The sequence below is a fragment of the Parapedobacter tibetensis genome (assembly GCF_024704835.1).
In the GTDB taxonomy this organism is placed as follows: domain Bacteria; phylum Bacteroidota; class Bacteroidia; order Sphingobacteriales; family Sphingobacteriaceae; genus Parapedobacter; species Parapedobacter tibetensis.
In genome coordinates, this window is the sequence record NZ_JAMXBE010000004.1 from 196,234 (window position 1) to 219,829 (window position 23,596).

Below are 23,596 nucleotides of genomic sequence, written 5' to 3' on the forward strand. Positions count from 1 at the left end.
TTTGATTTTAAGCCCACTCCATACGAGGAAGGCATCAAGGCGACGGCAACATGGTTTTTGCAAAACGACTAAAAACATTTTTCGTTTGAAATCCTAAAAAAAACCTTATTTTTGCGGGCCCAGAGACCCAAGGAGAGGTGTCAGAGTGGTCGAATGAGCACGCCTGGAAAGTGTGTATACGGGCTAACCGTATCGAGGGTTCGAATCCCTCCCTCTCCGCCAAGCAATCAATGTCCCCGCCCTATAGGCGGGGCATTTTTGTTTTGGAGCAAGGCCAAGCGTTAACTTGAGCTAATCCCGACCACGTTTACCAAGCACCAGCTTCGGAAAAGCGGAAGAACTAAAAAAGAAGTAAACGGAAACGAGCGGCTTCTTTTGCTTGAACAGCTTCCCCATTTTATTTTCGTCTACTTTTTAATACAGACCAACTAACGAATTTTCGGCCTTGATGCCTGTTACCAAGCCTTCTACTTTTCTATAACCAACTGAATATAAAATCCCAGCCATACTGATTCTTTTTACACCACAGGTGGCGAGTAAAGGAACGGAGGAGAGTTTGGAGACACCCACTACATTTAAGGGCAGTGAAATGGCGGAGACAATTTCTTTGATTGTTTCTGTATCCTGCACACCGGTAACAAATAAACCATCAGCACCCGCATCCTTATAGAGCCCGGCCCTAACTATGATCGTTTCCACAGGATTGGGCCGTTTCATGAGAATGACGTCGGTCCTGGCATTGATAAACAATTGTTGGTTGGTCTGCTGTAGATAGTTCCTTATGGCGTGCAATTTTCTAAGGAAGATATCTTCACCCTGATTGTCTTCCAGATTAATGCCCACTGCACCTGTATCGATTATCTGTTGGATGTGCTGATTCAAAATCTTGAGGTTATCGCTATATCCCCGTTCCATATCGATTGATAATGGAATGCTGGTTACGGCCTTTATCCGCTGCACCATATAAAGCAGTTCAGCAAAGGGTATATGCTCTCCATCCTTATAACCCAGCGAATCCGCTATAGCCCCACTTGAGGTAGCTATAGCATCGAATCCTACTTTCTCTATAATCTGGGCACTTCTGGCATTCCAGACATTAGCGATCACTAAGGGGTGCTCCCGATGATGGAGATCGTAAAATGTTTGATAATGATTCATGTTGTTTTTAAATCTAAAAGTTAATAAGGAAAATCGGGGGTTCCGATGCCTGTGGTTATCAGATTTTTCAAGCTAATATTGATATAACCGGCCCACCCCTTGGAACAGCCCTGGAAGCACGAAAATTGCGGAACCAAGCCACTATGTATGAATCGTAACTTTGTTTGAGTACCACTGCGAGAAATTTCAAAGTTAACCGTCGTGCCAGTCCATTCGTACTGGTCTTCGTTCCACGGCATGTAGCTACCGCTAACCTGCCACCCCACTTTCTGATCGGGAACAGTTTCAATAATTCTAAGTGCCCACCAATGTGACCCGAAATCAACCATAAATTCATCATGGAGATTGACAGTGTTTCCCTTGGTGGTTGCCGACCACCAAGCCCGAACATTATTAACAGCATTGAATACTTCTTGAGGCGATTGATCAACCAAAATTGTTGTGCTGAAATCTTGATTTTCCATAATAGTTAGTATTATCCGGTCTAATTGACAATTATTCCGGCGGTTAAATTTAAAATGGTTCCGGTAATGGCCTTACCAAAAACACTGCTGCTTTTGCTAGGTCATTAATGGAGGTGAGATGTTTCGTATGAGTCTTACTTTCCATGGCTACTTTTTCTTTTAATCTATCCATATTGACTAATTGAGATAAAAAAACATTACAAAAGTATAGTGAAACAATGATCTTGAAAGGGGGATAATAAGACAATTTGACGGGCTGATTTAGACAGGTGTAATAGTAACTTTGCAGAAAAAACCTAATGAAGCATATTTAAACATTCCAATATAGGTTCTATGCTGAAAAACTCACCGGTAAAGTTGTTTTTCAGCATAGAAGACAGCCCCTTTTGGTTTTTATCGTTGGGAAGCATTAGCTTCAGCATAAGCAGAAAAAGCAATAAGCGGAGCAAATGGCTTCATTTGGCCCGAAGCCTCCTCCACAAAGGGTAGCCTTCATGGCTAATCAGAAAATGAAATTCGTCCAACCAATCATCCAATCGCTATGCCTTTCCGGCAATGCCCCAATAGCGTCTGTGCCATCAAAGGCCAATGTAACCGGTGAATTGGGAGCATTGTACCAGGGTTGCCCCATCCCGAGTCTGGAAGCCTTTGCTGCCACGCTGAACGTGCTTCGTCTGCCCCAGTATTCACCTACCTGCCAAGTAATGGCATCCCTGAGTCCGTGCACAACTACGTCCGTCAGTGTGGAACCATCCGCATCCGTATTTTCATCGAATACCATACCTTTCGGGTATCCAGTAATGATGGAGTTCTCCAGTTTCAGTGCGGCACCGTTCCGCAGCGCAATGCCGTGGCCCAAACCGGGATCCATGGTACCCAGCATCTCCGTGCCGATAACGGTGAAGTGCATCAGCACGGGGTGAGTCCTTGGCTCGGCATCATAGCGATCTGCATGGTTATCCAACTCGATACCGTGGGCGTCTGGAAGACCGGTCACGCTGTTCATCGAATGCCCGCTATTACAGTCGGCCACGGCCAGGGCATAGCGGATGGTGCCGCGGTAGCCGCTGTCAAAATCGAACTGGTCATCCCGCGAAGCAAGGGCCACTAAGTGCGAAGCATTGACCGTTCCTCCGAAAAACTCGAACCCGTCATCCAGCGCATAGGATACCTGGATGTGGTCGACAGTGGTACTCCTACCCACACCGCCCAAGGTCAGCGCATTCACTTCATTGTCGAGGGATTTATCAAAACCGGCATATTCAATTCGCACATACCGGATGACACCTCGGTCGTCGTTCTCATCGCGGCCGCCATAGCGGAAAGCCGGCTCATCGGGCAACCCTTCTACGGCCCGTTCGCCTCCGGGGTCGTTGATGGGTGCATTTCCAAGGATTACCAGGCCTCCAAAATCCCCCGACGAACCTACGGTATAGGGGTCACCATCCAGCAGGTAACGACTGGTCATCACAATGGGTGCGTCGCCAGTGCCAATCGCATGGATGCGGCCGTCACGAGCAACCACCAGCACGCCTTTGGGTTCACCGGGGGTTTGGATGGTCGATTTGATGTGAGTACCTGATTCGATGGTCAGCGTTGCACCCATCCGCACAGTAACCACCCCATCTATTTCCCAGACATGCGCCGCATCCCAGGTCATGTTGCCGGTAATATCTCCGCTTATCGTCACCACGGGCAGCGCCAATGCGGCATAATCGGGTGCCGCAGGGCTGTACGGATCGAGCGGAAATTGCTCAACTTCTTCGCAGGCCGCGAGCCAAAGCATGGCAAATGGGATTATGAACAGAATGGGATGTCGGGACATTTTATTGTTTATGATGACTTAGCTTCCTGCTCGATGTAGGTCAGCCAGTCTGGGGTCAATGCTTCTTCCGATGCGAATAAGATTTTGGACACGGTACTTCTTCTCAATTTGTTTTAAAGGAATCGTATAGGAGAATGAATTGATTATCGAAACTGACTAGTTACAGCAGAACTCTGGATTGAAGTCCGTCCAGCCTGCTGTCCAGATGGTTCCGCCACTTGGCTGAAACGCACCTTTATAGGTTGTTGTTCCGTTTCCAAATGCAGGAGATCCTCCGTTACGAGGCAATAAATATGCTGGATTATAGGAAGCAGCGTTCGAACAGTTGTAGAAAGGCGTTCCACCAAGTGGGTGTCCCAATTGCAGATAATTATTAGCTGTACTCGTTCCCTGATTGATAATGTTTCCCACCCATGTTGATGGAGGATTAGGTGGAGTTGGTGAAGCTGGGAGATGATCATCGGCAAACCCGAGAAGTACATTATTGCTGAATATGCTTCCAGTTGATGACGTACCTACGAAATCAGCACCAGTAGGAAATCCTCCAATAATTGAATATTGAATATCCAAAGAGGTACCCCTTCTCCAACGATTTCCTCTGAGCAGGTCACTTGAAGTGGTATTATACCCCAATAACGTGAAGTGGCGCAATGTTGGCCCCGTCAATGGAGTAGCTCCTGATCCAGAGCCATCATTGTCTGACTCGATACCATTGGAATCTGAGTTTCCACCACTGGTACTGTGAGTCGAATTGGGATCTTTCAGACCAATGGCGTAATCAATCGTTCCATTATAACCAAAGTCAAAATCGAAGTCGTCATCACTCGTACCGATGGCTACCAAGTGATCGGCATTCACCGTGCCTCCGAAGAAGGCAAAAGCATCGGTCGAACTATAAGATACCTGAATGTGGGATAGTGTGGTACCCGAACCCACTCCTCCCAGTGTCAAACCACTTAGAACATTGGTTTCCGTTAACTTATCACCAGGAAATTCGATCCTGACATATTTAAGAATCCCTGAATTATCATTGTTAATATTGTTTGACACGCCACCGTATGTTATATCAGCTCCAGCCGGTTGTGCAATTCCATCAATTCGTACAGAAAAGGTTCTATTTGTAGAGGCCCTTCCGATGATGACAATACCCCCAAAACTTCCTGCTGTATTGCAAGAATTGCTTTTGCAGCCTACTCGCTGCGGAGTAGTAAATACAATAGGCTCATTAGGAGTTCCTTCGGCAATAAGTTTCGCCGTTCTGGGTACGACCAATACACCAGCCATATCTTGAGGACCATATAATGGATCGTCATAACGCTTAGTTGCCCCCGTTACCACTATAGTTCCGGGAGCGATAGTCAGCGTTTGTCCGGGACGAACATAAGAAATCCCGTCCAAAAGCCAATTATTGGTGTTTGAAAGCGAGCTTATCGTAATAAGACCATTCGCATCTACGGGGATAGGAACACAGGGCCGTCCATTGCTCAATGCGCCGGCTGTAGTTGACCGGTTGAAGTCTCCACTGTCATGGAGTTTATTCTTTTTACAACAGGTAAATCCAATTGTCGTGATAATTGCAAAACATGCTATTAATCCGATCCGTTTGAGAGTTTCTTTAAACATAAGTTTTAATTTTAAAATTATTTATAAATATACTTCTGCATCATTTGTTCGTACAAACCATACCGTCGTCAGGATGAATAGGAGCCATGTATAATTCAATTTCTGTTACTTTATTATCATATATAGCAAGTGTCAATTAATCGCTAAACAGAACCTTTGGCTCAATATCATAATACGTTCCTCCGTAAGCTAAATGCTCCTCAGACTCACCCCATTGTTCATAGGGAATTAGATACACGGTAAATACGGCTTTTTGTGCATTTGGATATTCAAATTCAGGAAAGAAAGCAAAACTTGATATATACAGCCGTCCTCCGTGGTTTAGGACATCCATGCCTGTATTAGAATCCCTGAAGGCAAATAGAATACTTCCGGTGAAGTCACCACCAGTCGGTTTGGGAATCAACCGATACGATTCATCACCCAAGTTCCGTCCAACGTCTTCAAGCATTGCCAATTCTTCATATGACAACTCAAATGTCTCCAAATTGAATTTCTCACCCATTACAATGATATCGATTTTTTCAAAGGGCAATAGATCAAATGAATAATTGGCCAGCTTCATTTTGTAAAATCCTTCAGGTGCGGCCTCTTCATCGGCTTGTTCATTGGGATCGAGAAATGCCACTGGGGCGTCGATTGTTGGTTGGAATACCAGAAAGGTTTCTGGATGGGATGCAATCACTTGTACCGTTTTCTCCCCCAAGACTTTGCCGGTCCTTTTATTATAAAACTCAAAGCTTGCTTCCCCTTCTGGAACCTTTACCATGCCTGTGCCTCCTTGCCAAGCTATTGGCTCCCCTTTATATTTTATACTCAAATCAGTATTCAATACACTTTGGTTCTGGAAATACACATTGCCAAATGTGACAAACCCATCTTCGTAGTTCTGTTTTTGACAGGAATAGAAACTAACGACGCAGCAAAGAATCCAGAAACCACCAAACATGTAAAATCTTTTTTTCATTTCTTTATTTCAGTTATTATATAACCAAGGTGGCCCATTGTGCCACCTTGGTCTATCATTTAAATTACATTACCAATGCACGTACATGCTTTTGTTTTTTAGTTACAGCAGAATTCTGGATTGAAATCCGTCCAGCCAGCTGTCCAAACAGGCTGACCTGGTTGGAATGCACCCTTATATGTCGTGGCGTTTCCGAATGCCGGGGAACTGCTTCTTGGTATCAATAAAGCTGGATTGTAGGATGCCGCAGTGGAACAAGAGTAGAATGGATTGCTTGCAGTTGTCGGCCCTAATTGCAAGAAATTATTTGCCAAAGTCACAGATTGGTTATTTATATTCCCGAACAAAATTGAGGGCTTGGGCGTATTGATAACCTCGACAGAATCGGTATATCCGTGAACAACGTTGTTTACGAAAGTAGAAGGATTAGTGATGCCGGTAGTGCGGCCATACTCAATCCCCGTAGGGAATCCTGCAATAATTGATCTGGTCATATTCAATGATGTAGCCCTTCTCCATCGATTACCATCCTGAAGATCAGTCAAATTACTGTTATTGGCATATCCCAATAATGTAAAATTAACTAAGATAGGATTTGTCTTAGGGTTTGCTCCACTACCGGATCCATCATTATCGGATTCTATACCATTGGAATCTGAGTTTCCACCACTGGTACTGTGAGTCGAATTGGGATCCTTTAAGCCCAGTGCATACTGAATGGTGCCGGTATATCCAAAGTCAAAATCAAAATCGTCATCGTCCGTACCGATGGCCACCAAGTGGTCGGCATTCACCGTGCCTCCGAAAAATTCAAAGGCGTCATCCGCACTGTAAGAAACCTGGATGTGTGACAATGTCGTACCAGATCCTACTCCTCCAAGGGTAAGACCGTTAATTTCATTCCCTTCAGCCAATCTGTACCCTGGATATTCAATCCGTACATATTCAATAATTCCTGAATTATCGTTGTTAATGTTGTTGGCAGTACCACCGAAGGTGATGTCCGTGCCGGCTGGCTGAGGTATGCCTTCAATCCGGACTGGAGTTGTGCGATTAGTTGTAGCCCTTCCAAGGACTACGATTCCGCCGAACTGACCAGCAGTACTACATGTGCCCGAAGAACAACCTACCCGTTGGGGCGTGGTGAAGACGATCGGATTTCCTGCGGTACCTTGTGCAATTAATCTAGCGGTCTTCGGTACCACCAATACGCCGGCCAACGTTTGCGGGCCAAACGCTGGATCATTATATGTCTTCGTCGCACCAGTGACAATGACCGTTCCGGGATCAATGGTCAGCGTTTGACCGGGTGCCACATAGGCAACACCATCAAGCAACCAGTTGTTGGCATTCGAAAGACTGCTTACCGTAATGATGCCACTGGCATTCACGGGAATGGAAACACAAGGTCGGCCGTTATTCAGCGCCCCAGCAGTGGCAGATTGGTCGAAATTTCCCTCGCCAGAGTCAAATTTGTTTTTTTCGCAGCTTGTAAAGCTTACGCCCGTAATTGCGACGCTTGCCGCAATCAACATCGATTTAACAAAATTTAGTTTCATTGTTTTGATTTTTTAATTAATGAATCGTGTATGAAAAAAGCACATCGTGCCCTGGTAATGTTCATTCAATTCTTTTTTGTCGGTATTTTCATGATGGAGCTAAAAGTTATAGGTGAATGAAAGGGTTGCAGCCCTCCCTGTTTTGATTCGATAGGTCACCCGGTCACCGCTGTCTTTCTCAAAAGCAGTTGTGCCATTAACCAATCTCCAACCTAAAGCTGGGCCGGTTTCTGAATCCATGATTTCTTCGTACGCACTGATATTCTGATAAAACAAGATGTACTCATCCAGCAGGTTGCTCAGATTCAGCTTCAATTCCGCACGTTGCTTTAGCAACCGTGCGTTAACCTGGATATCCAGTAGATTACGTCCGTTTTCATATTCCACGCCTTGGGGTTGCAAATCTATGGTATTGCTTCGGTGGCCCGACCGGTTGTAGCTGGCCGTCAGGCCGATGATATTCCCCTGATAGGATAGTCCGGCATTGGCGATCCACGGGGCTTGTCCATAGAGCGGTCGGTCTAGGCTTGGTAGGCGTTCGGCCTCTATAAATTCTCCGGGCAAGGGTTGTGTCTGTACCTCTACCTTAGATTTGATCAACGTACCGTTGCCGAATATCACCAGGTTATGGAGCCATTGCTTATCCGCAATAAATCCCAGCGATTTGCGGAACTCTACTTCCAGCCCGTAATTGACCGCCGCATGCTGGTTCTGGAAAATATATTGCCTAGCCCGTGCAAGGACTAATTCAATAGGATCATGCAGCTTCTTGTAAAACCCAGAAACTGAAACAATCTCCCCAGCAGTGGGATACCATTCATAGCGCAAATCCAAGTTTTCTACAATCGTGGAAATCAGCTGCTTGCCGGAAATATTCGCGTCCAGTTCATAATCGTAGAAACCGAAGTAGGCCGTCTCCCGGAAATCAGGTCGGATGGCGGTCTTGCTATACGCGACTCGTACATTCATTTGGGAAGTTAAGCCGTACGTTACGTTGACCGATGGCAGCACACGCCAGTTCTTTTCGCCGGTTGTGCTGAACAGCGTGAAATGATCGGGAATCTCTCCGAATCGGTTGATGATATACTGTTCCTGCCGGTTACCCAGGTTGTAATGCTCCATGCGAATGCCATACACCAATCGCAGCTTCTGAAAGAAGCGCTGGTCCAGCATGGCGTATGCAGCATGGGTTTCCATCGTGCCATCAAAGGCGGGGCCGTTCAGCATTTCTGCATAATAGTAGGCTAAGCCTTCTCCAACGCCAATATTATCCGGATCAAGTAAGACATGATAGGGTTGTTCAAAGGAGTGAAAGCTTCCATATAGCCCATAAGGAATCATGCGGTTCACACCAAGGGTGCGATGTTTATGCCAACCGTTGTATCCCACTTTGGCGGTATTGCGTACGCTATGACCAAGATCAAAATCTCGGCTAAGCGCTACACCCCAATTGTAATCGGTTTCCTTGACTTGGGTCCACATCCGGTAGTCATAATCATTATCCACACGACTGGGGTTATAGATATTCGGTGTCTGGAAATACTCCACCCCGCCTACGTCAGCGGTCTTCCAATAACGGAGCCTGCGTTGATCCAGCACCTGCTGCCCGATGCGCGTCATCCCACCGGAATAGGCCAACCTGATACCTGTACTACCTAACAGGTTCTCGCCTTCCAGTTTGTGCTGCCAAACTTCGGTTGTCTGCGGCTCCTGGAACATCTCCCGGTATTTGTTGAGGTTATCTCCACCAAGGTTCAGGCGATAAGCCTCATTGAAATTATCGTCAAAAATACGGGAATACATATTCTTCAATGCTAGTTTAAAACTTTCACCCTGCAAGCCAAGGTTCAATACAGCGCCCACCGTACTATTGAAGCGGTAGGAACGGCCGCTGCCATTCTCCAAACTATCCATATAATTGCTTGCTATCGCGCTTCCGGCGCCACCTTGCCCCCTCACATTATTGAAATCGGCAATGTTCTGTTGGTTACGGTAGGTCGCCCCACCGGCAAAACCGGCCCGTAGACCATTTTTCAGGTCATAGATGCGACCGAGGGCAAAACGCATGTTCTGGTGCGGGAACGCCTGGTAATTGTTAACCGATAAACCTTCGGCATTCAGCCGTTTGCTTTGAGCAATCGCATCGAGACTACTGTAAGGCGCGTCACTGCCGGGCCGAAGGGGAAAATCATTGCCGGGTTCGCCTGGGGGCGGTATATCTACGCCACTCGGAAATCGCCATGGAATAAGGTTGGCCGGCTCCTTACGCTGCCCATCGTCAAACCCAAGATAATCCCAGCCCCTCCGTTCGCCCAGCATCAGGAAATCCTTTCCCGTGCTCCGACTATTATAACCTGTACCAATCGTGATGCTAGTGAAATTTTCTTCCGGGATATCCAGCGTATTCACCGATATCTGCCCGCCGCTGAACTCGGCAGACATATCTGGCGTAGCCGTCTTATTGACCACCACATTGCTTACCAGTTCCTGTGGCAGCACGTCAAAGGAAAAATTCCGGCGGTTCATGTTCGTACTGGGCAATACCACGCCATCGATCATGGCTTGGTTGTAACGTTCTGTCAATCCGCGTACCACCACATACTTGTTGTCTACGGTGGTTACCCCGCTCACACGCCTCAAAACCTGCCCCATGTTGTTGTCGGGGGTGCGGCTAATCTGCTCCGCGGAAATCCCATCGGTGATGGAAGCGGCGTTTTTCTGCTGGGCATACAGGCCCTCGATGGAAGCCCGCTGGTAGCTGGCGGTTACGCTCACTTCGCCCAGGGCGGCGCTGGCCGGTTGCAGGGACACGTCCAATGGGGTCTGCGCCCCTTCGCGCACTACCACATCGGTGATGCGCTTGGTCTGGAAGCCAAGGAAGGAGACTTCTATGGTATACGTGCCGGGATCCAACGGGAAATTGAAGCCTCCATCTACACTGCTTTGGAGAGAACGGTTGGGCTCCACGACTTTCACCGTAGCCCCAGCCAGCGGTTCGCCACGCTCATCCACCACCTTGCCAGACACGCGTCCGGGCTGTTGTTCTCTGAATAACAGTACGGTCCTGGTGTCAACAATCTGGTAGCCAACCTGCGTATTCCGAAGCAATCTTTTGAGTATCTGCGTAAACTTCATGCCTTGCTCGGCATGAACGCTGACTCGCCGGTTTCGGTCGAATAACATCCGGTTGTAATTGATCGAGATACCAGCGCGTTCTCCCAGATCACTTAAGGCTTCCTCAATGGTCACTTCGCGGACACTCATGACCACCGGTGTCATGTTTACATGTTGTTCAAGGGGTTTAGAAAGGGTGTCGTTAGCCAATAACAGGATTACCAAAGGCATTAACATAAGTTTCCTTAGTTTTAGATTGGAATAAAATTTGTTTCTTTGTATAAAGATTCCTATATCCATAGGGATGAAGTGTTTTTTAATGTTTACAGCGTTAAAAACTATTGTTGGAAAGCCGTTCTGTTGGCGCAGAGCGGTTTTCTTTTTTCTAAATTTATTTCTTATCGAGACGAGTGCATGCTCCACCCGGATCCGATTCGTTGTTAGACATGTAGTAGCTTATGTCATCGGCATACCCCCCCCCACAAGGTGATTTTATCATTGTCCCCGGATACCCGGTAGTGCAGTTTTCCGCCGCTCATGATCTGCAGTTCGTCCATCACCTCCTTGATGCTCTTCTTGTCAAACGTTGCATTGAACGGGCAATCGAGACCGGGATCTCCCTGCCACATGAACTGTATATTGTAGTACCGTTCTAACTTCCTAAGGATGTTTTCCATCGGTTCATCCCGGAACACGAAACGGTTATGGGCCCAGCTATCCGCGTCTTCGGTGCGCTCCTTGTTCACGGCATAAGTACCGTGGTCACGCTGATAGGTCAGTTCCATGCCGCTGGTCAGCACAGACAGCTGCCTTGTGCTGTCCTTGCTGAGTTCCGAAACTTCCACTTTTCCCGACTTGACCAGGACACTGGACTGGTTATCGGATGGATAGGAATAAACATTGAACGATGTCCCCAGCACGCGGGTCTGCAAGTTACCGGACCGAACGGTGAATGGCCGCAAGGTATCCCGTTTGACCTCAAAAAATGCTTCACCCTCCAGGAAAATATTCCGGTACGGCCCTTCCGCAAACTGATTCGGCCAGCTCAGGGTGCTTCCACCGCCTAAGTAAACGATGCTGCTATCCGGCAACACGACCTTTTTCTTTTCGCCCGGAAGGGTGGATTTGGTGACCAGTTGTACTAGCTTTTCGGTCTTGGACTCCTGCTGACCCAACTGGTAACTATACCAGCTCAATCCCACCGTAACAAACAATAGGGCTACGGCGGCATATTTCAGTAACCCATATCGGCGTTTGCGTACCGGCTCGCTATGCCCAATCCTGTCCCAAAGCTTATCCAGGCCTTGGGCTGCCCTGTTACCCTCAAGACGTGGCGCCGGCTCCTTCACCCATTGCTCATTAGCCAGTTCATCCAGCTCTTTTTCCGATAGGGTCCCGGCATGCAAGTGCCGGAACAGGAGTTTCTCCTGTAAGGGATTCGTGCGCCCCGCTAGGTAGAGTCTGAATAATCGCTTGATATCTTCCTTGCTTTCCACGTTCGTTGTTATTTCCGGTTACCTAATGGGTACCCTTTATAACTATTGATCCACAAAACGCATAGGTGGGTAGGTGACGGAGGTTACTTTTTCCTAAATGAATTATAACTTACTGGATGTCAATACGTAAAATTTTCGGAAAGATAAGGTGGCAAATGGCGGCTGCTAAATCAAACCCGAAAAAGAAAAAAAGCAGATAACCGACAACAGGGTATCGGGGGAATGGATTTCGAAATAGGTCCGTATCTGTTTGAGGGCGGTCTTGATGTGATACTTGACCGTATTTTGGGAGATATGGAGCTGACGCGAAATGGCATCACAGGACAGGCCCTTGTCTCGGCTCAGCAGGAAAACCGTTTTTGACTGCGGCGGAAGGGTTTCAATGGCCTCTTGGGCAAGCCGATGGGATTCCATGTAATCCAGACGTTCGGATACGGCATTTGAAATAGGCGCATGGGCCAGCTCATAAATGGGCGTTGCATTGGAACTGACCTCAAGCGACTTTTTTCGTAAGGCCTTCAACGCAATGTTTCGGCTGATGGTATTTAGAAAAGCATCGGCATTGCGGATATCCCCTACTTTTGAACGGTTAGCCCAGAGATGGATAAAGACATCCTGGGCAAGGTCTTCCGCTTCATCGTCACAATGGACAAAACGCCGGACAAAGTTCATCACCTTCACGACATACCGGAGGTAAATCTCATTAAAGGCTTCCCTATTGCCTGAACTGATCCCAGTTAACAATTCCTCCCCCGAATGATTGGCAAACTTTTCCATCAGTATAAGTTGTTTTTAAGTGGCAATGAAGCTTGCATGAGCAATTTGTTTATATCCATTTTTGAGTGGTAGCTCATGCAGGTTCCATCTCGCAATTGGTTAGTGCTTTCAAACGTTGTGCAAGATAGGGAGGTTATTTAAAGTTAATGTTAAATCTGGAATACGGTTTAAACCCAGCAATCTAAATCATCGGACAAGGGGCACACCGGACTGTTTGTCGACCGCTATCCGTGTGTCCAAAATAATCTTGGGCGCAGTGGAAGCAGGCTGGGCGTAACGTTGGGATTGGGCATTGGTGCCGGATAGCTGAGATAAGGCGGCTGCGACCAGCGGATCGGACTCGGCTCCCAAAGGGCGGAGCGGAAGTATCGACAATTCGTTGACACCGATATCGGGGGCAAGGCCTTCGGGATAATCACCGATTCCCTGTGCATTATATAGCTTGTAGACCAGTGGATGGAGGATCCAGCCGTCCGCAGGTGAGGGTTGCTGATGGTCCCGGATCACGAAAGCGGCCATGTCCTTGCCATGCGTCTGTTCCCCAATCCGGATGACGTCCATATAAGGTGCCAGGTTATTCACCAGCAGCTCCGCTGCTGAAAGGGTATGCCGGCCGGTTAAGAAGAAGACACGCGATAGGTTTAGTCGGCGGATTGCTAACCCTGACACGTTATGGTTGATGAAGGACAACTCCGCATCGAAGTTATTACGCTTGACCCCGGCATTCGTGTTGCCCCGGTATTCCGCAAAGATGTCCGCTCCATTGACCGGAGCTAGCAAAGCGGCAACCAATGCCGCCACAGGTACGTCACCTCCGGGATTGTAGCGTAGGTCGATGATGAGTTCGGAGACTCCGTGACTCCTGAAATAGTCAAATGCTTCCATTACCGGCGAAAGGCGTCCCGAATCGAATCGATTCAGGAAAAGGTAACCCGTTTTCATACCTGTGCCCACCAAGTTGAACACATGCACGGGATTTTCGTTTATATGTGTCGCGACCAGGCTGATGGGCTCATCCATCCCGTCGATTTCCAGTTCCGCAATCCCATTGGCTATGCATCCATTGACCAAATCCGCGACGTTCCCTGCATCGGGTCTGATCGCATTGACTGTAACCACCCGTTGACCCCGTTTCAACCCACTGCGTGCTGCCATTGAGTTGGGTACAACCAGCGAGATGTAAAGCGCTAAATTCTGCCCGCTTTCTACGGCTACCAGATCGAGGCCGAAGTTTCCGGTCATGGTTTGCTGGTAAGTATCCGGCCGGGATGGATGGACCAACTCCGAGAAGCGGTCATCCCGATATCGGATGTCAGCAAAGAAATCTACCGGAGCCTTCCAACGTGCCGGATTTTTGGGCAGGTTACGGTTCCAGTAATAATAGACCGCCATGCTGTCCAGCACCCAGTCATTGATTGCTTCATTACTACCGGGAGGATAGGACGGATCGGGTGCATCCTTCCTGCAGGCCCCAAGCAAAGCCAGAACGGCAAACAGGAATAACCCGTGAAAATAAAATCTAGATCTACACATAACGGTCGCTTGTCGGATAGCAACAAAGATAACGGGTCAAGATGTAGTTATTGTTAAATTTGGGTCGGGGACTAAAAAGGCTGACCTACTTATTTATGTAGATCAGCCTTGTCGCATGATGCGCCTTAATGTTATGATAACATTAATTAAAAAATCGGGGCAAAGGTAACACAAAAAATTGTTTACCTCAAAACGTTGTTGTTTATTTCACAGTCTTTTCTAACTTGTTCTTAACGGCTTTCCCCAGCACTTTGAATAATATATATTTAAATTATATATTAAGAAAACATTAAATTCCAATAACTTATCCGGGGTGGAAAGATTATACCTAACTTTGTATTAGTTATTTCAGTCACATACCATGCGAACCATCATCATTACCAACGATTTCTCGGAAGCAGCTACCCATGCCGCACAATACGCCGCTACGTTAAGTGGTCCGTTAGGTATTAAGAAGTGAATAATATTTACATGATGGAAACGAACTATATAATCATTGGCCTGGTCCTGACAGCCGTCATTGTATTAATCATCTGGCTGATTAGAAGAAACCAAAAGGACAGGAAAGATTTTGAAAGGACCGTAAATCAGTCTGAACTGAATCTTAAAAAACACAAAGAGGACGATATTTAATAAAGGTGGCTACTTGTTCGGGGCGATTCATTGCCTTTTTAAAGAGCCTTTGGCGATTTCCGTTTGGAGGATTTGGCTTCCCCGTTGAATTGCAAGCACAGGGTAATCCAGTAATTCAGCCCTTCCCCGAATTGTACATTGGTGCCATCGACATACACGAAATCCTTCATCACCCGCCCCCCCATTACCGCTTGACGGCAATGGTCCTTTTCAAGTTCTGGTTTGGCCTGAACTTCACCGATGCGGCACAATAGTTCACTGTTCTTCACGCAAATGCACATCTTGTCGTTCACCATGAAACAGAGTCCTTGAAACATTGCCTTTTCTTCAATAGCCGGTTCCTTGACAACCAGTTGGTCAACCAATAACTCCCGGATACGATTGACTAGATTTTCGTTGAATGCCATAAGTATTCAAAATTATAAATAATTCCCTACTTTTTGCACTTCCCAATCGACACCTTATTCCATTTTGAAAATAATAAGATACAGCCAATACTTTATGCTTATTTTTACCACGTAAAAGTAACAGAAATAGTCGGATTTCCCATAGATGGCCGGGATATGAAAACCCCTAATCATGACAAAGAACAAAACCGCACCAACCGAAGCAAGTGTCGTCGATTTCATCAATGCCTTTGCGGACTCCGAGCAAAAGAAAAAAGACAGCTTTGAATTGCTGGAACTCATGCAACGGGTTTCCGGTCATGAACCCAAGCTATGGGGGCCTAGCATCATCGGCTTCGGTAGTTATCACTATCGGTATGATAGTGGGCACGAAGGCGATGCGCCGCTTGTCGGGTTTTCACCGCGAAAGGCCGCCATATCACTGTATGCCTTTACAGGACTGGAAGAGCATAGGCATTTGCTGGATGCTTTGGGCAAATTCAAAATGGGTAAAGCCTGTATCTATATCAAGAAATTGGCTGACATTGATACACGGAAGCTGACGAAACTCCTAACGGAAACCATCAGTTATTTAAAATCAAAATATGGGGATAATTGAATGGCTACGCGGCCACTGAAAAACGTATATTAAACTACCCCGCAGTTTTTGGGATATGAAAATTAAGCTAATGATCTGTTTTTTGATCCTCGCTGGTTTTACTGGTTTCAAACCGCTATACAATCACGCCCCTACCAACCTAGACAGCTCGCTCGCAGGAAAATATCCCAGTGATATAGGTATTGAATATGATCCTGATGTCTTTTACACGGAGAAATTTAATGATGGCATGGCCAATATATTGGCCAGGTATACGGATGTATTGAACAGCGAAGGAATGAGTCTTGATACCGAGGACGTTCCAGCCAAAGGTTCTGTTGCCATCAAAATGACAAATCAGGGAGGGAAAAACCAAGGAGGGCATTTATTCAGACGATTTAACCCAGGATTTGACAGTACCATCTACATAAGATATTATGTAAAATACCCACTGAGCTCGAAAGGGTACATTCATCATGAATCGGTTTGGATCGGAGGTTATCATCCCTCAACAAGGTATCCAAGCCCGAATGCGGGCTCCTGCGGACTGGGAGATAAGCGAATCGCAATAAGCTATGAACCCGTCAATGCGCCAAATATGGACACCTATCTTTATTGGGGAGACATGAGGGCCGGCGCCCGGGGAAAATGCTATGGCAATGACATGGTCAATGGCAGTCCGCAGTCAAAAAAATTGGATTGGGGAAAGTGGATGTGCGTTGAATTGATGATCAAACTTAACAATCCGGTAAGGGCATACAATGGCGAATTAAAGGTTTGGCAAGACGGCCTTGAAATAGGACATTGGGGACCGGGCTTTCCAAACGGGAAGTGGGATGCCGATTCTTGGTTCAATGATCCGGCAGGGCAGCCATTTGAAGGATTTCGCTGGAGAATAAATGAAAAACTGAACCTCAATTATCTCTGGATCCAATTCTACGATGATACCACACCAGAAGGACAGTCCCATCATATCAAATTTTCCAACCTGGTCATTGCCCGAAAATACATTGGACCGATCAAAAAATCATAAGAAGCCCTGCCTAGGCATACAAAAGTAGGTTAATTGGTTTTTGAGAGCCGGTTTAAAAACTGAGTGGCCTTCGCCTTGCTGACAAGCGGGAAATGTTGTACAATCACGCGACTGCTGTTTTCATGATTTGACAAACAACAAAGCGTCAAATATCGTTATGGGGCAAGCGGAGGCATGTAAGTGGCAAAATTGTTCTTAAGGTGGCGGAATCAGATGACGTGTTTATCCCGTAATATCTTCATAGCTTCTAAACAAATTGTAGACAGTCGCTGTTAATGTTAGAAAAGGAGCACTTCAAAAAAAGAAATTATGTTACAAGAAATCATCTTACAGGAAAAATTTAAAAGTTGTATAGAGGCTTGTTATCTGTGTGCAACTTCATGCGATCATTGTGCAACAGCCTGCCTTCAAGAGGAACATATAAAAGCTATGGCTACGTGCATCCACCTGAATAGGTTCTGCGTGGAAGCCTGCCAGACGGCAGCCTCGTTTATGGCAAAAACCAGCGGTGTAGGACATGAAGGCTATGTCAAGCAGATGTGTAGTTTATGTGCTCAAATCTGTGAGGACTGTGCAAATGAATGCGAAAAACATGAGGTCGAGCATTGCAAGGTATGCGCAGAAGCCTGTAGAAAATGTGCGGACGAATGTTACAAAATGGCTGCTTAAAATTGGCTACTCCATACTCAAAATTAACCCTTCAGCACGCGCAGGTCATATAAATCCTTCCGTCGGTCTTTCATCGTCTTCACCGTACCGTATTCATGCAGCTCACGCAGCAGGTAAAGGTCTACATCCGCGATGAGTACCATTTCCGTGTTGGGCGTGGCCTCGGCCTTGACTGCATCATTTGGAAAAGCAAAATCCGATGGTGTGAATACCGCTGATTGAGCGTATTGGATATCCATGTTGTTTACTTTGGGTAAGTTGCCCACGGCCCCAGCAATAGCCACATAACACTCATTCTCGATGGCCCTGGCCCGGGAGCAATGCCGTACACGCATATATCCATTTTGCGTGTCTGTAAGGAAAGGGACAAATAATATTTGCATCCCTTGATCGGCTAATATTCGACTAAGTTCCGGAAATTCGACATCATAACAGATCAGCAAGCCCACCTTGCCACAGTCTGTATCAAATACCTTCACTTCATTGCCGCCGCTCATTCCATAATATTTTATTTCATTGGGCGTAATGTGTATCTTTCGGAATTCGTCCGTTTTACCATTGCGGTGGCATAGGTATGACACATTGAACAACTTATTGCCTTTATCGACCAACGGCATGGTGCCGGCAATGATGTTGACATTGTAAGCGACAGCCAATTCCTGCATTTTCTTTTTGATATGCGGCGTATGGTCAGCCAATTTACGCATGGCCTCGGTCTCCGGCATATCGTTGTAGGGACTCATCAATGGTGTATTGAAAAATTCGGGGAATACCGCAAAGTCAGCACCATAACCACTCACCACATCCACAAAAAACTCCACTTGGTCATAGAACGCCTCAAGGTTATCAAACAACCGCATCTGCCACTGCACCAATCCCAGCCTGATGGTTTGTTTTGCTGGAGAACTAGATTTGGATTTCGGTTCATAATAGATGTTGTTCCATTCTAATAGCGTAGCATATGCCCTGGATTCCGTATCGCCTGGTAGGTAATCTTTCAGTATTTTCTTAACATGAAAATCATTGGAAAGCTGGAAGGTAAGCGTGGCATCATAAATTTCCTTACGTTTCACCTTTTCAATATATTGCCGCGGAGATAGCTTGTCTGCATATTTATGGTAATTGGGTATACGTCCTCCGGCGATGATGCCTTTGAGGTTCATCTCCTCACATAGTTCCTTGCGTGCGTCATACAGCCTACGTCCCAATCGCAATTCCCTGAATTCCGGATGCACAAATACTTCAATGCCGTACAGCACATCGCCCTCCATATCGTGCTTACTGAATTTTCCATGATCGATGATCTCATAATAGGAATCACCACTATCCGTTATTTTGGAATCCACAATGATAGATAGGGCACTCGCCACCACTTTCCCGTCAACAGCCACACATAACTGTCCTTCCGGAAAAAGATTAGTCAAATCAACAATGTTTTTCCTGGTCCATATCCCCACATCGGAGCCTTCATAGGCTTCCGTCATGGAGTCTATCAGGTCACTGTAATCTTGCTTGCTCAACAAGCGTATTTGGATGTCCATATTGTAGTTTCAATAATCCACTAACCCACTTGTTGCAAACAAAGTATGTTGTTTTCGAGTTTACTATAGAAAAGCAACAAGTATGAGAACTTTTTTGTTTATCCTGGCCCTCGTCTTATTGGCTATCTGGGGCATTGGCATCTTTTTATATGCATTGAAAGGCTTGTTCAACATCATCGTTGTCTTTGCCGTAATCGCATTTATTTTGGCCATTTTCAATAAGCCAAAAAGCAGTTGACATGTTGTCGTTAAGCTTGTGCTGTAGGGCCGCCAAAATTCATGGGGAACGGTGGTTCTTCATGCGCGTCAATGGTACCATTTATGGATTCATATTTGGCAATATTGTCTTCCAAGGCCCGCAATAACCGCTTGGCATGCTCAGGGGTCAGGATGATTCTCGATTTCACCTTCGCCTTAGGCACACCAGGCATCACCCGTATAAAATCGAGCACAAATTCCGTATTGGAATGAGTGATAATTGCCAAGTTGGAATAGGTGCCATCAGCCACTTCTTCCGTCAATTCTATGTTCAGTTGATTTTCTTTCTTTTCTGTCATGATCCCTTAGCTAAATACAATTTAAATTTGTAGTCTTATAAGATTCGAAAATACCTTTTTTTTCTAAATGAATAAAGTGTTTGAGGGAATTTAAATCGAAATGGTCATTGTTTAAACGTTCTGAAATCATGCTCAGGTTTAATAGACAATAAGGTTTCGTAGATTAAACGGATGACATTGTCTACATCTTCCTTATGGATCATCTCCACGGTGGTGTGCATATAACGAAGCGGCAATGATATCAATACGGAGGGCACACCCTCATTGGAATAGGCAAAGGCATCGGTATCCGTACCTGTCCAACGGGAAGAGGCCTGCCGTTGGAAAGGTATCCCCTGTTTAGTGGCCGTGTCGATTAAAAGCCTATTGAAGTTTATCTGTACCGAAGGGGCATATGACACCACCGGCCCCCTGCCACAAGCCAAGTCGCCCTGCGTTACCTTGTTGATCATCGGGGTCTGTGTATCATGGGTAACATCCGTCACAATGGCCATATTGGGCTTGATGCGCTCAGCGATCATCTCGGCTCCGCGCAATCCGATTTCTTCTTGGACCGAATTGACGATATACAGCCCAAAAGGCAATTTCTTCTTGTTTTCCTTGAGGAGACGGGCTACTTCTGCTATCATAAAGCCCCCTGCCCTATTGTCTAACGCCCGCCCCACATAATAGCGATCGTTGAGTACCATGAATTGATCTTCATACGTAACTACAGCGCCTACATGTACACCTAGGGCCTCTACTTCCTCTTTACTGGTGCAGCCACAATCCAAAAAAATATTTTTCAGCGATGGCCCTTCTTCCTTTTCACCCGAACGGGTATGGATAGCGGGCCACCCAAACACTGCCTTTACAATCCCTTTGTCCGTGTGGATATCCACACGTTTGGACGGGGCTATCTGATGGTCCGATCCCCCGTTTCGGATTACATAGATTAACCCTTCCTTGGTGATGTAATTGACAAACCAAGATATCTCATCGGCATGTGCCTCAATGACAACCTTGAAATTGGCCTTGGGGTTGATGACGGCAACAGCAGTTCCGTAATGGTCCGTAAACATTTCATCCACATAGGGTTTTAAGTAATCCAACCAGAGGCGTTGTCCCGCCCATTCAAAGCCGGTAGGCGAAGGATTGTTGATATATTTGCCAAAAAAAACTAATGATTTTGGGGTTACAATAGGGATATGTTTTTGTTCTATTTCTTTTTTTACTTTTGCCATGTTATTTACGGATATAAAAAGATGTGATTAAATTGCCATTGGCAAACTTAGATAAAGTGATTTTTTTTCACAAGTTAGTTTTTTGTGTTCGAGCTTCCGCCAAGGGGGAAGGGCATTTAAAACAAATTGGTTCATAGATTCGTTGAAGTGGTATGAAGAAAGCAATTTTCAAATTACTCGTTAAAGTCAACAACAAATTACTGCCGAAGTATTCGGGGAGTGATCCCACTGTCTTGACCAAAAGCCAGCGGGCCATCTTGGGGTTCCGGTATTGGGCCCTTATCAATTCACTTTGACCCCTCTTGTCAAGTTTTTGATTTCACCTTCTTTTGCGCACGCATATTTAAAAACTCCACCAAAATAGAGAATGCCATGGCGAAATAGATATATCCCTTGGGTATGTGCTGTTCAAAGGCCTCTGCGGTCAATGATACCCCGATAAGCAAGAGGAAAGCCAGCGCAAGCATTTTTACGGTTGGATGTTTATTGACAAAGTCGCTTATGGCTCCTGCAGAAAGCATCATGATGATTACCGCAATGACTACTGCAGCAATCATCACCCCGATATAGTCAGCCATCCCCACAGCGGTGATCACCGAATCAAGTGAAAATACAATATCTAATATAAGGATCTGTAAAATGACATTGCCAAAGGTAACAGCTTTGCCGCGCAATTCATGACCCTCTTCCCCACCCTCGATTTTATGATGGATCTCCGTCGTACTTTTATAAATCAGGAATAAACCGCCCAACAACAGTATCAGGTCCCTACCGGAAAAACTCAAATACGCCTGCCATTTCTCATTGCTCACATTGAACCAATCCGCCAAGTTCATGAACGTAGCAGTGAGCGACATGATCCACTTTATGGAAAACAGTAACGCCACGCGCATAAAAAGGGCGAGCAACAGCCCCAGTTGCCTAGCTTTTTTCTGCTGATCTAGCGGCAGTTTCCCGCTGAGAATCGAAATAAAAACAATATTATCGATACCCAATACAATTTCTAGGGCTGTAAGGGTAAGCAGTGAAATCCAAATTTCGGGGTCAGTGAGCCATTCCATAGTAAAAAAACAATGCACAAAACTACACATTGTTTTTAAATTACCCTACTTTAATACTTCCCTAGCGATCACCAGTTTCTGGATTTCGGAAGTTCCTTCCCCGATGGTGCATAATTTAGAATCCCGATAATATTTTTCAACTGGGAAATCCTTGGTATAGCCATAGCCTCCGAAAATCTGCACGGCTTCTGTAGCACATCGTACTGAAACTTCTGAAGCGTAATATTTGGCCATTGCTGAGTTTTTGGTCACATCCTTCCCGAGGTTCTTCAATTCGCAAGCTTGTCTTATCAGCAACTCTGCCGCCTCAATCTCCGTAGCCATGTCTGCCAATTTGAACGATATGCCCTGGAAACTGGCTATCGGCTGTCCAAATTGATGACGTTCCTTTGCATACTTCGTAGCAGCTTCAAATGCCCCTTTGGCAATACCCAAAGCCAACGCAGCAATAGAAATACGTCCGCCATCCAATACCTTCATCGCTTGCTTGAACCCTTCTCCCTCCTCACCAAGCAGATTTTCCTTAGGCACCCGGCAATTATCAAAGACCAGTTCCGTAGTCTCCGATGCACGCATACCAAGCTTGTTTTCCTTCTTGCCATGTGTAAATCCGGGCGTACCTTTTTCGATGACCAAGGTAGACACCCCAAGGGAGCGGTTCTTCTCGCCTGTGCGCACCATGACTACCGCTATGTCTCCACTTTTTCCGTGGGTAATCCAGTTCTTTGATCCATTCACCACATATTCATCCCCATCCAACACGGCCGTGGTGCCCATACCCAACGCATCTGACCCTGTATTGGCCTCCGTAAGTGCCCACGCTCCAATCCAATCTGCGGTGGCCAACTTAGGTAGCCAACGTTGTTTTTGCGTTTCATTCCCAAACGTGAGGATATGCCCCGTGCATAACGAATTGTGAGCAGCCAATGAAAGGCCTACTGAACCACATACCTTGGCTACCTCTACAATGATGTCTACATATTCATGGTAACCCAAACCCGCCCCACCGTATACCTCTGGCACAAGCACCCCCATGATACCCAATTGCCCCATGGCTTTGAACGTATCCACAGGGAAAATCTGCGCTTCATCCCACTCCATCACATATGGCCGTATATGTTTGTCCGCAAATTCGCGTACCATGTTACGTACCATCCGCCGATTTTCATCGCCCATCATTTCCGATTGTATTTGCATAATAATAATTGGTGTTTGCGCAATTATAATCAATATGGAAGGAAATGCAAACCAAAAAAAATATTGTGTAATATAGAATAAATTGGTATTTGGTATGAAATCTATATAATCAAATGGTATTGCCGCTATATCGCAAGCCCGTGTCGACTCCAAAAAAGATAAAAAATTAATGATCGCAGATA

At 46.1% G+C, this 23,596-nt stretch carries 22 protein-coding genes and 1 tRNA gene; 7 read left to right on the top strand and 16 right to left on the bottom strand.

The genetic code is table 11. The annotated features are described in order from the left end of the window. Positions 1-131 precede the first annotated feature (131 nt). Positions 132-222, top strand: a tRNA-Ser gene (locus NF543_RS08120). A gap of 192 nt (positions 223-414) precedes the next feature. Here the strand turns inward: NF543_RS08120 and NF543_RS08125 are convergent. The 10 genes from NF543_RS08125 to NF543_RS08170 form a co-directional block, all read right to left on the bottom strand. Continuing rightward, positions 415-1,158 carry an isocitrate lyase/PEP mutase family protein gene (locus NF543_RS08125; RefSeq protein ID WP_257667618.1) on the bottom strand — a complete coding sequence of 248 codons (744 nt, stop codon included), beginning with the start codon at positions 1,156-1,158 and terminating at the stop codon, positions 415-417. 20 nt (positions 1,159-1,178) lie between these two features. Further along, complete coding sequence (locus NF543_RS08130; protein WP_257667619.1) at positions 1,179-1,622, bottom strand: SRPBCC family protein; 444 nt, start codon at positions 1,620-1,622, stop codon at positions 1,179-1,181. A 502-nt stretch (positions 1,623-2,124) separates the two neighbouring features. Next, on the bottom strand, positions 2,125-3,408 hold the full coding sequence (locus NF543_RS08135) for a beta-helix domain-containing protein (RefSeq protein ID WP_257667620.1): 1,284 nt from the start codon (positions 3,406-3,408) through the stop codon (positions 2,125-2,127). Between the two features lie 195 nt (positions 3,409-3,603). Beyond that, positions 3,604-5,070, bottom strand: coding sequence for a beta-helix domain-containing protein (locus tag NF543_RS08140; RefSeq protein WP_257667621.1), 1,467 nt, complete (start codon positions 5,068-5,070; stop codon positions 3,604-3,606). Between the two features lie 136 nt (positions 5,071-5,206). Beyond that, positions 5,207-6,037, bottom strand: coding sequence for a hypothetical protein (locus tag NF543_RS08145; RefSeq protein ID WP_257667622.1), 831 nt, complete (start codon positions 6,035-6,037; stop codon positions 5,207-5,209). A gap of 98 nt (positions 6,038-6,135) precedes the next feature. Beyond that, the gene (locus tag NF543_RS08150; RefSeq protein ID WP_257667623.1) at positions 6,136-7,596 is read right to left on the bottom strand and encodes a beta-helix domain-containing protein; all 1,461 of its coding nucleotides are present in this window, start codon (positions 7,594-7,596) and stop codon (positions 6,136-6,138) included. Positions 7,597-7,695: 99 nt separating this feature from the next. Next, positions 7,696-10,941 (bottom strand): TonB-dependent receptor, encoded by a 3,246-nt coding sequence (locus NF543_RS08155; RefSeq protein ID WP_257667624.1) that lies wholly within the window; start codon positions 10,939-10,941, stop codon positions 7,696-7,698. Between the two features lie 230 nt (positions 10,942-11,171). Next, the gene (locus NF543_RS08160) at positions 11,172-12,206 is read right to left on the bottom strand and encodes a FecR family protein (RefSeq protein ID WP_257667625.1); all 1,035 of its coding nucleotides are present in this window, start codon (positions 12,204-12,206) and stop codon (positions 11,172-11,174) included. Positions 12,207-12,371: 165 nt separating this feature from the next. Next, the gene (locus NF543_RS08165; RefSeq protein ID WP_257667626.1) at positions 12,372-12,983 is read right to left on the bottom strand and encodes an RNA polymerase sigma factor; all 612 of its coding nucleotides are present in this window, start codon (positions 12,981-12,983) and stop codon (positions 12,372-12,374) included. Positions 12,984-13,169: 186 nt separating this feature from the next. Beyond that, positions 13,170-14,516, bottom strand: a complete 1,347-nt coding sequence (locus tag NF543_RS08170) for a S41 family peptidase (protein ID WP_257667627.1) — start codon at positions 14,514-14,516, stop codon at positions 13,170-13,172. A gap of 474 nt (positions 14,517-14,990) precedes the next feature. Between NF543_RS08170 and NF543_RS08175 the strand changes: the two genes are divergently transcribed. Then, the gene (locus NF543_RS08175; protein WP_257667628.1) at positions 14,991-15,149 is read left to right on the top strand and encodes a FeoB-associated Cys-rich membrane protein; all 159 of its coding nucleotides are present in this window, start codon (positions 14,991-14,993) and stop codon (positions 15,147-15,149) included. A gap of 38 nt (positions 15,150-15,187) precedes the next feature. On the opposite strand, the gene NF543_RS08180 is transcribed toward NF543_RS08175, so the two are convergent. After that, on the bottom strand, positions 15,188-15,556 hold the full coding sequence (locus tag NF543_RS08180) for a TfoX/Sxy family protein (protein WP_257667629.1): 369 nt from the start codon (positions 15,554-15,556) through the stop codon (positions 15,188-15,190). 172 nt (positions 15,557-15,728) lie between these two features. On the opposite strand from NF543_RS08180, the gene NF543_RS08185 reads away from it, so the two are divergent. From NF543_RS08185 to NF543_RS25650, 3 genes are all read left to right on the top strand, one after another. Then, complete coding sequence (locus NF543_RS08185) at positions 15,729-16,154, top strand: DUF1801 domain-containing protein (RefSeq protein WP_257667630.1); 426 nt, start codon at positions 15,729-15,731, stop codon at positions 16,152-16,154. 55 nt (positions 16,155-16,209) lie between these two features. Further along, positions 16,210-17,166 (top strand): hypothetical protein, encoded by a 957-nt coding sequence (locus NF543_RS08190; protein ID WP_257667631.1) that lies wholly within the window; start codon positions 16,210-16,212, stop codon positions 17,164-17,166. Between the two features lie 309 nt (positions 17,167-17,475). Next, on the top strand, positions 17,476-17,835 hold the full coding sequence (locus NF543_RS25650; protein WP_505560198.1) for a four-helix bundle copper-binding protein: 360 nt from the start codon (positions 17,476-17,478) through the stop codon (positions 17,833-17,835). A 23-nt stretch (positions 17,836-17,858) separates the two neighbouring features. Here the strand turns inward: NF543_RS25650 and NF543_RS08195 are convergent, their stop codons facing one another. Further along, positions 17,859-19,376: a carbon-nitrogen hydrolase family protein gene (locus tag NF543_RS08195; protein WP_257667632.1), complete on the bottom strand. Its 1,518-nt coding sequence runs from the start codon at positions 19,374-19,376 to the stop codon at positions 17,859-17,861. An 82-nt stretch (positions 19,377-19,458) separates the two neighbouring features. Between NF543_RS08195 and NF543_RS08200 the strand changes: the two genes are divergently transcribed. Further along, positions 19,459-19,614: a hypothetical protein gene (locus NF543_RS08200; protein ID WP_257667633.1), complete on the top strand. Its 156-nt coding sequence runs from the start codon at positions 19,459-19,461 to the stop codon at positions 19,612-19,614. Positions 19,615-19,624: 10 nt separating this feature from the next. On the opposite strand, the gene NF543_RS08205 is transcribed toward NF543_RS08200, so the two are convergent. Further along, entirely contained in the window at positions 19,625-19,933 is a 309-nt protein-coding gene (locus tag NF543_RS08205; RefSeq protein ID WP_257667634.1) for a DUF3467 domain-containing protein, read from the bottom strand. 104 nt (positions 19,934-20,037) lie between these two features. Then, positions 20,038-21,156, bottom strand: a complete 1,119-nt coding sequence (locus NF543_RS08210) for a M42 family metallopeptidase (protein ID WP_257667635.1) — start codon at positions 21,154-21,156, stop codon at positions 20,038-20,040. A 152-nt stretch (positions 21,157-21,308) separates the two neighbouring features. Here NF543_RS08210 and NF543_RS08215 point away from each other — a divergent pair, with 152 nt between their 5' ends. Then, positions 21,309-21,452, top strand: a complete 144-nt coding sequence (locus tag NF543_RS08215; RefSeq protein WP_257667636.1) for a hypothetical protein — start codon at positions 21,309-21,311, stop codon at positions 21,450-21,452. 9 nt (positions 21,453-21,461) lie between these two features. On the opposite strand, the gene NF543_RS08220 is transcribed toward NF543_RS08215, so the two are convergent. Continuing rightward, positions 21,462-22,217: a TerC family protein gene (locus NF543_RS08220; RefSeq protein WP_257667637.1), complete on the bottom strand. Its 756-nt coding sequence runs from the start codon at positions 22,215-22,217 to the stop codon at positions 21,462-21,464. 45 nt (positions 22,218-22,262) lie between these two features. Continuing rightward, a complete protein-coding gene (locus tag NF543_RS08225) occupies positions 22,263-23,414 on the bottom strand; it encodes an acyl-CoA dehydrogenase family protein (RefSeq protein ID WP_308378622.1) in 1,152 nt (383 codons plus the stop codon). Positions 23,415-23,596: the final 182 nt, after the last annotated feature.

Excerpts from the sequence above, each read along its gene's own strand:
- NF543_RS08225 (WP_308378622.1), bottom strand. The coding sequence starts at position 23,414 with ATGCAAATACAATCGGAAATGATGGGCGATGAAAATCGGCGGATGGTA.
- NF543_RS08170 (WP_257667627.1), bottom strand. The coding sequence starts at position 14,516 with ATGTGTAGATCTAGATTTTATTTTCACGGGTTATTCCTGTTTGCCGTT.
- NF543_RS25650 (WP_505560198.1), top strand. The coding sequence starts at position 17,476 with ATGTTACAAGAAATCATCTTACAGGAAAAATTTAAAAGTTGTATAGAG.
- NF543_RS08205 (WP_257667634.1), bottom strand. The coding sequence starts at position 19,933 with ATGACAGAAAAGAAAGAAAATCAACTGAACATAGAATTGACGGAAGAA.
- NF543_RS08185 (WP_257667630.1), top strand. The coding sequence starts at position 15,729 with ATGACAAAGAACAAAACCGCACCAACCGAAGCAAGTGTCGTCGATTTC.
- NF543_RS08165 (WP_257667626.1), bottom strand. The coding sequence starts at position 12,983 with ATGGAAAAGTTTGCCAATCATTCGGGGGAGGAATTGTTAACTGGGATC.
- NF543_RS08140 (WP_257667621.1), bottom strand. The coding sequence starts at position 5,070 with ATGTTTAAAGAAACTCTCAAACGGATCGGATTAATAGCATGTTTTGCA.
- NF543_RS08220 (WP_257667637.1), bottom strand. The coding sequence starts at position 22,217 with ATGGAATGGCTCACTGACCCCGAAATTTGGATTTCACTGCTTACCCTT.
- NF543_RS08215 (WP_257667636.1), top strand. The coding sequence starts at position 21,309 with ATGAAGAAAGCAATTTTCAAATTACTCGTTAAAGTCAACAACAAATTA.
- NF543_RS08125 (WP_257667618.1), bottom strand. The coding sequence starts at position 1,158 with ATGAATCATTATCAAACATTTTACGATCTCCATCATCGGGAGCACCCC.
- NF543_RS08155 (WP_257667624.1), bottom strand. The coding sequence starts at position 10,941 with ATGCCTTTGGTAATCCTGTTATTGGCTAACGACACCCTTTCTAAACCC.
- NF543_RS08190 (WP_257667631.1), top strand. The coding sequence starts at position 16,210 with ATGAAAATTAAGCTAATGATCTGTTTTTTGATCCTCGCTGGTTTTACT.
- NF543_RS08130 (WP_257667619.1), bottom strand. The coding sequence starts at position 1,622 with ATGGAAAATCAAGATTTCAGCACAACAATTTTGGTTGATCAATCGCCT.
- NF543_RS08150 (WP_257667623.1), bottom strand. The coding sequence starts at position 7,596 with ATGAAACTAAATTTTGTTAAATCGATGTTGATTGCGGCAAGCGTCGCA.
- NF543_RS08200 (WP_257667633.1), top strand. The coding sequence starts at position 19,459 with ATGAGAACTTTTTTGTTTATCCTGGCCCTCGTCTTATTGGCTATCTGG.
- NF543_RS08135 (WP_257667620.1), bottom strand. The coding sequence starts at position 3,408 with ATGCTTTGGCTCGCGGCCTGCGAAGAAGTTGAGCAATTTCCGCTCGAT.
- NF543_RS08195 (WP_257667632.1), bottom strand. The coding sequence starts at position 19,376 with ATGGACATCCAAATACGCTTGTTGAGCAAGCAAGATTACAGTGACCTG.
- NF543_RS08145 (WP_257667622.1), bottom strand. The coding sequence starts at position 6,037 with ATGAAAAAAAGATTTTACATGTTTGGTGGTTTCTGGATTCTTTGCTGC.
- NF543_RS08175 (WP_257667628.1), top strand. The coding sequence starts at position 14,991 with ATGGAAACGAACTATATAATCATTGGCCTGGTCCTGACAGCCGTCATT.
- NF543_RS08180 (WP_257667629.1), bottom strand. The coding sequence starts at position 15,556 with ATGGCATTCAACGAAAATCTAGTCAATCGTATCCGGGAGTTATTGGTT.
- NF543_RS08210 (WP_257667635.1), bottom strand. The coding sequence starts at position 21,156 with ATGGCAAAAGTAAAAAAAGAAATAGAACAAAAACATATCCCTATTGTA.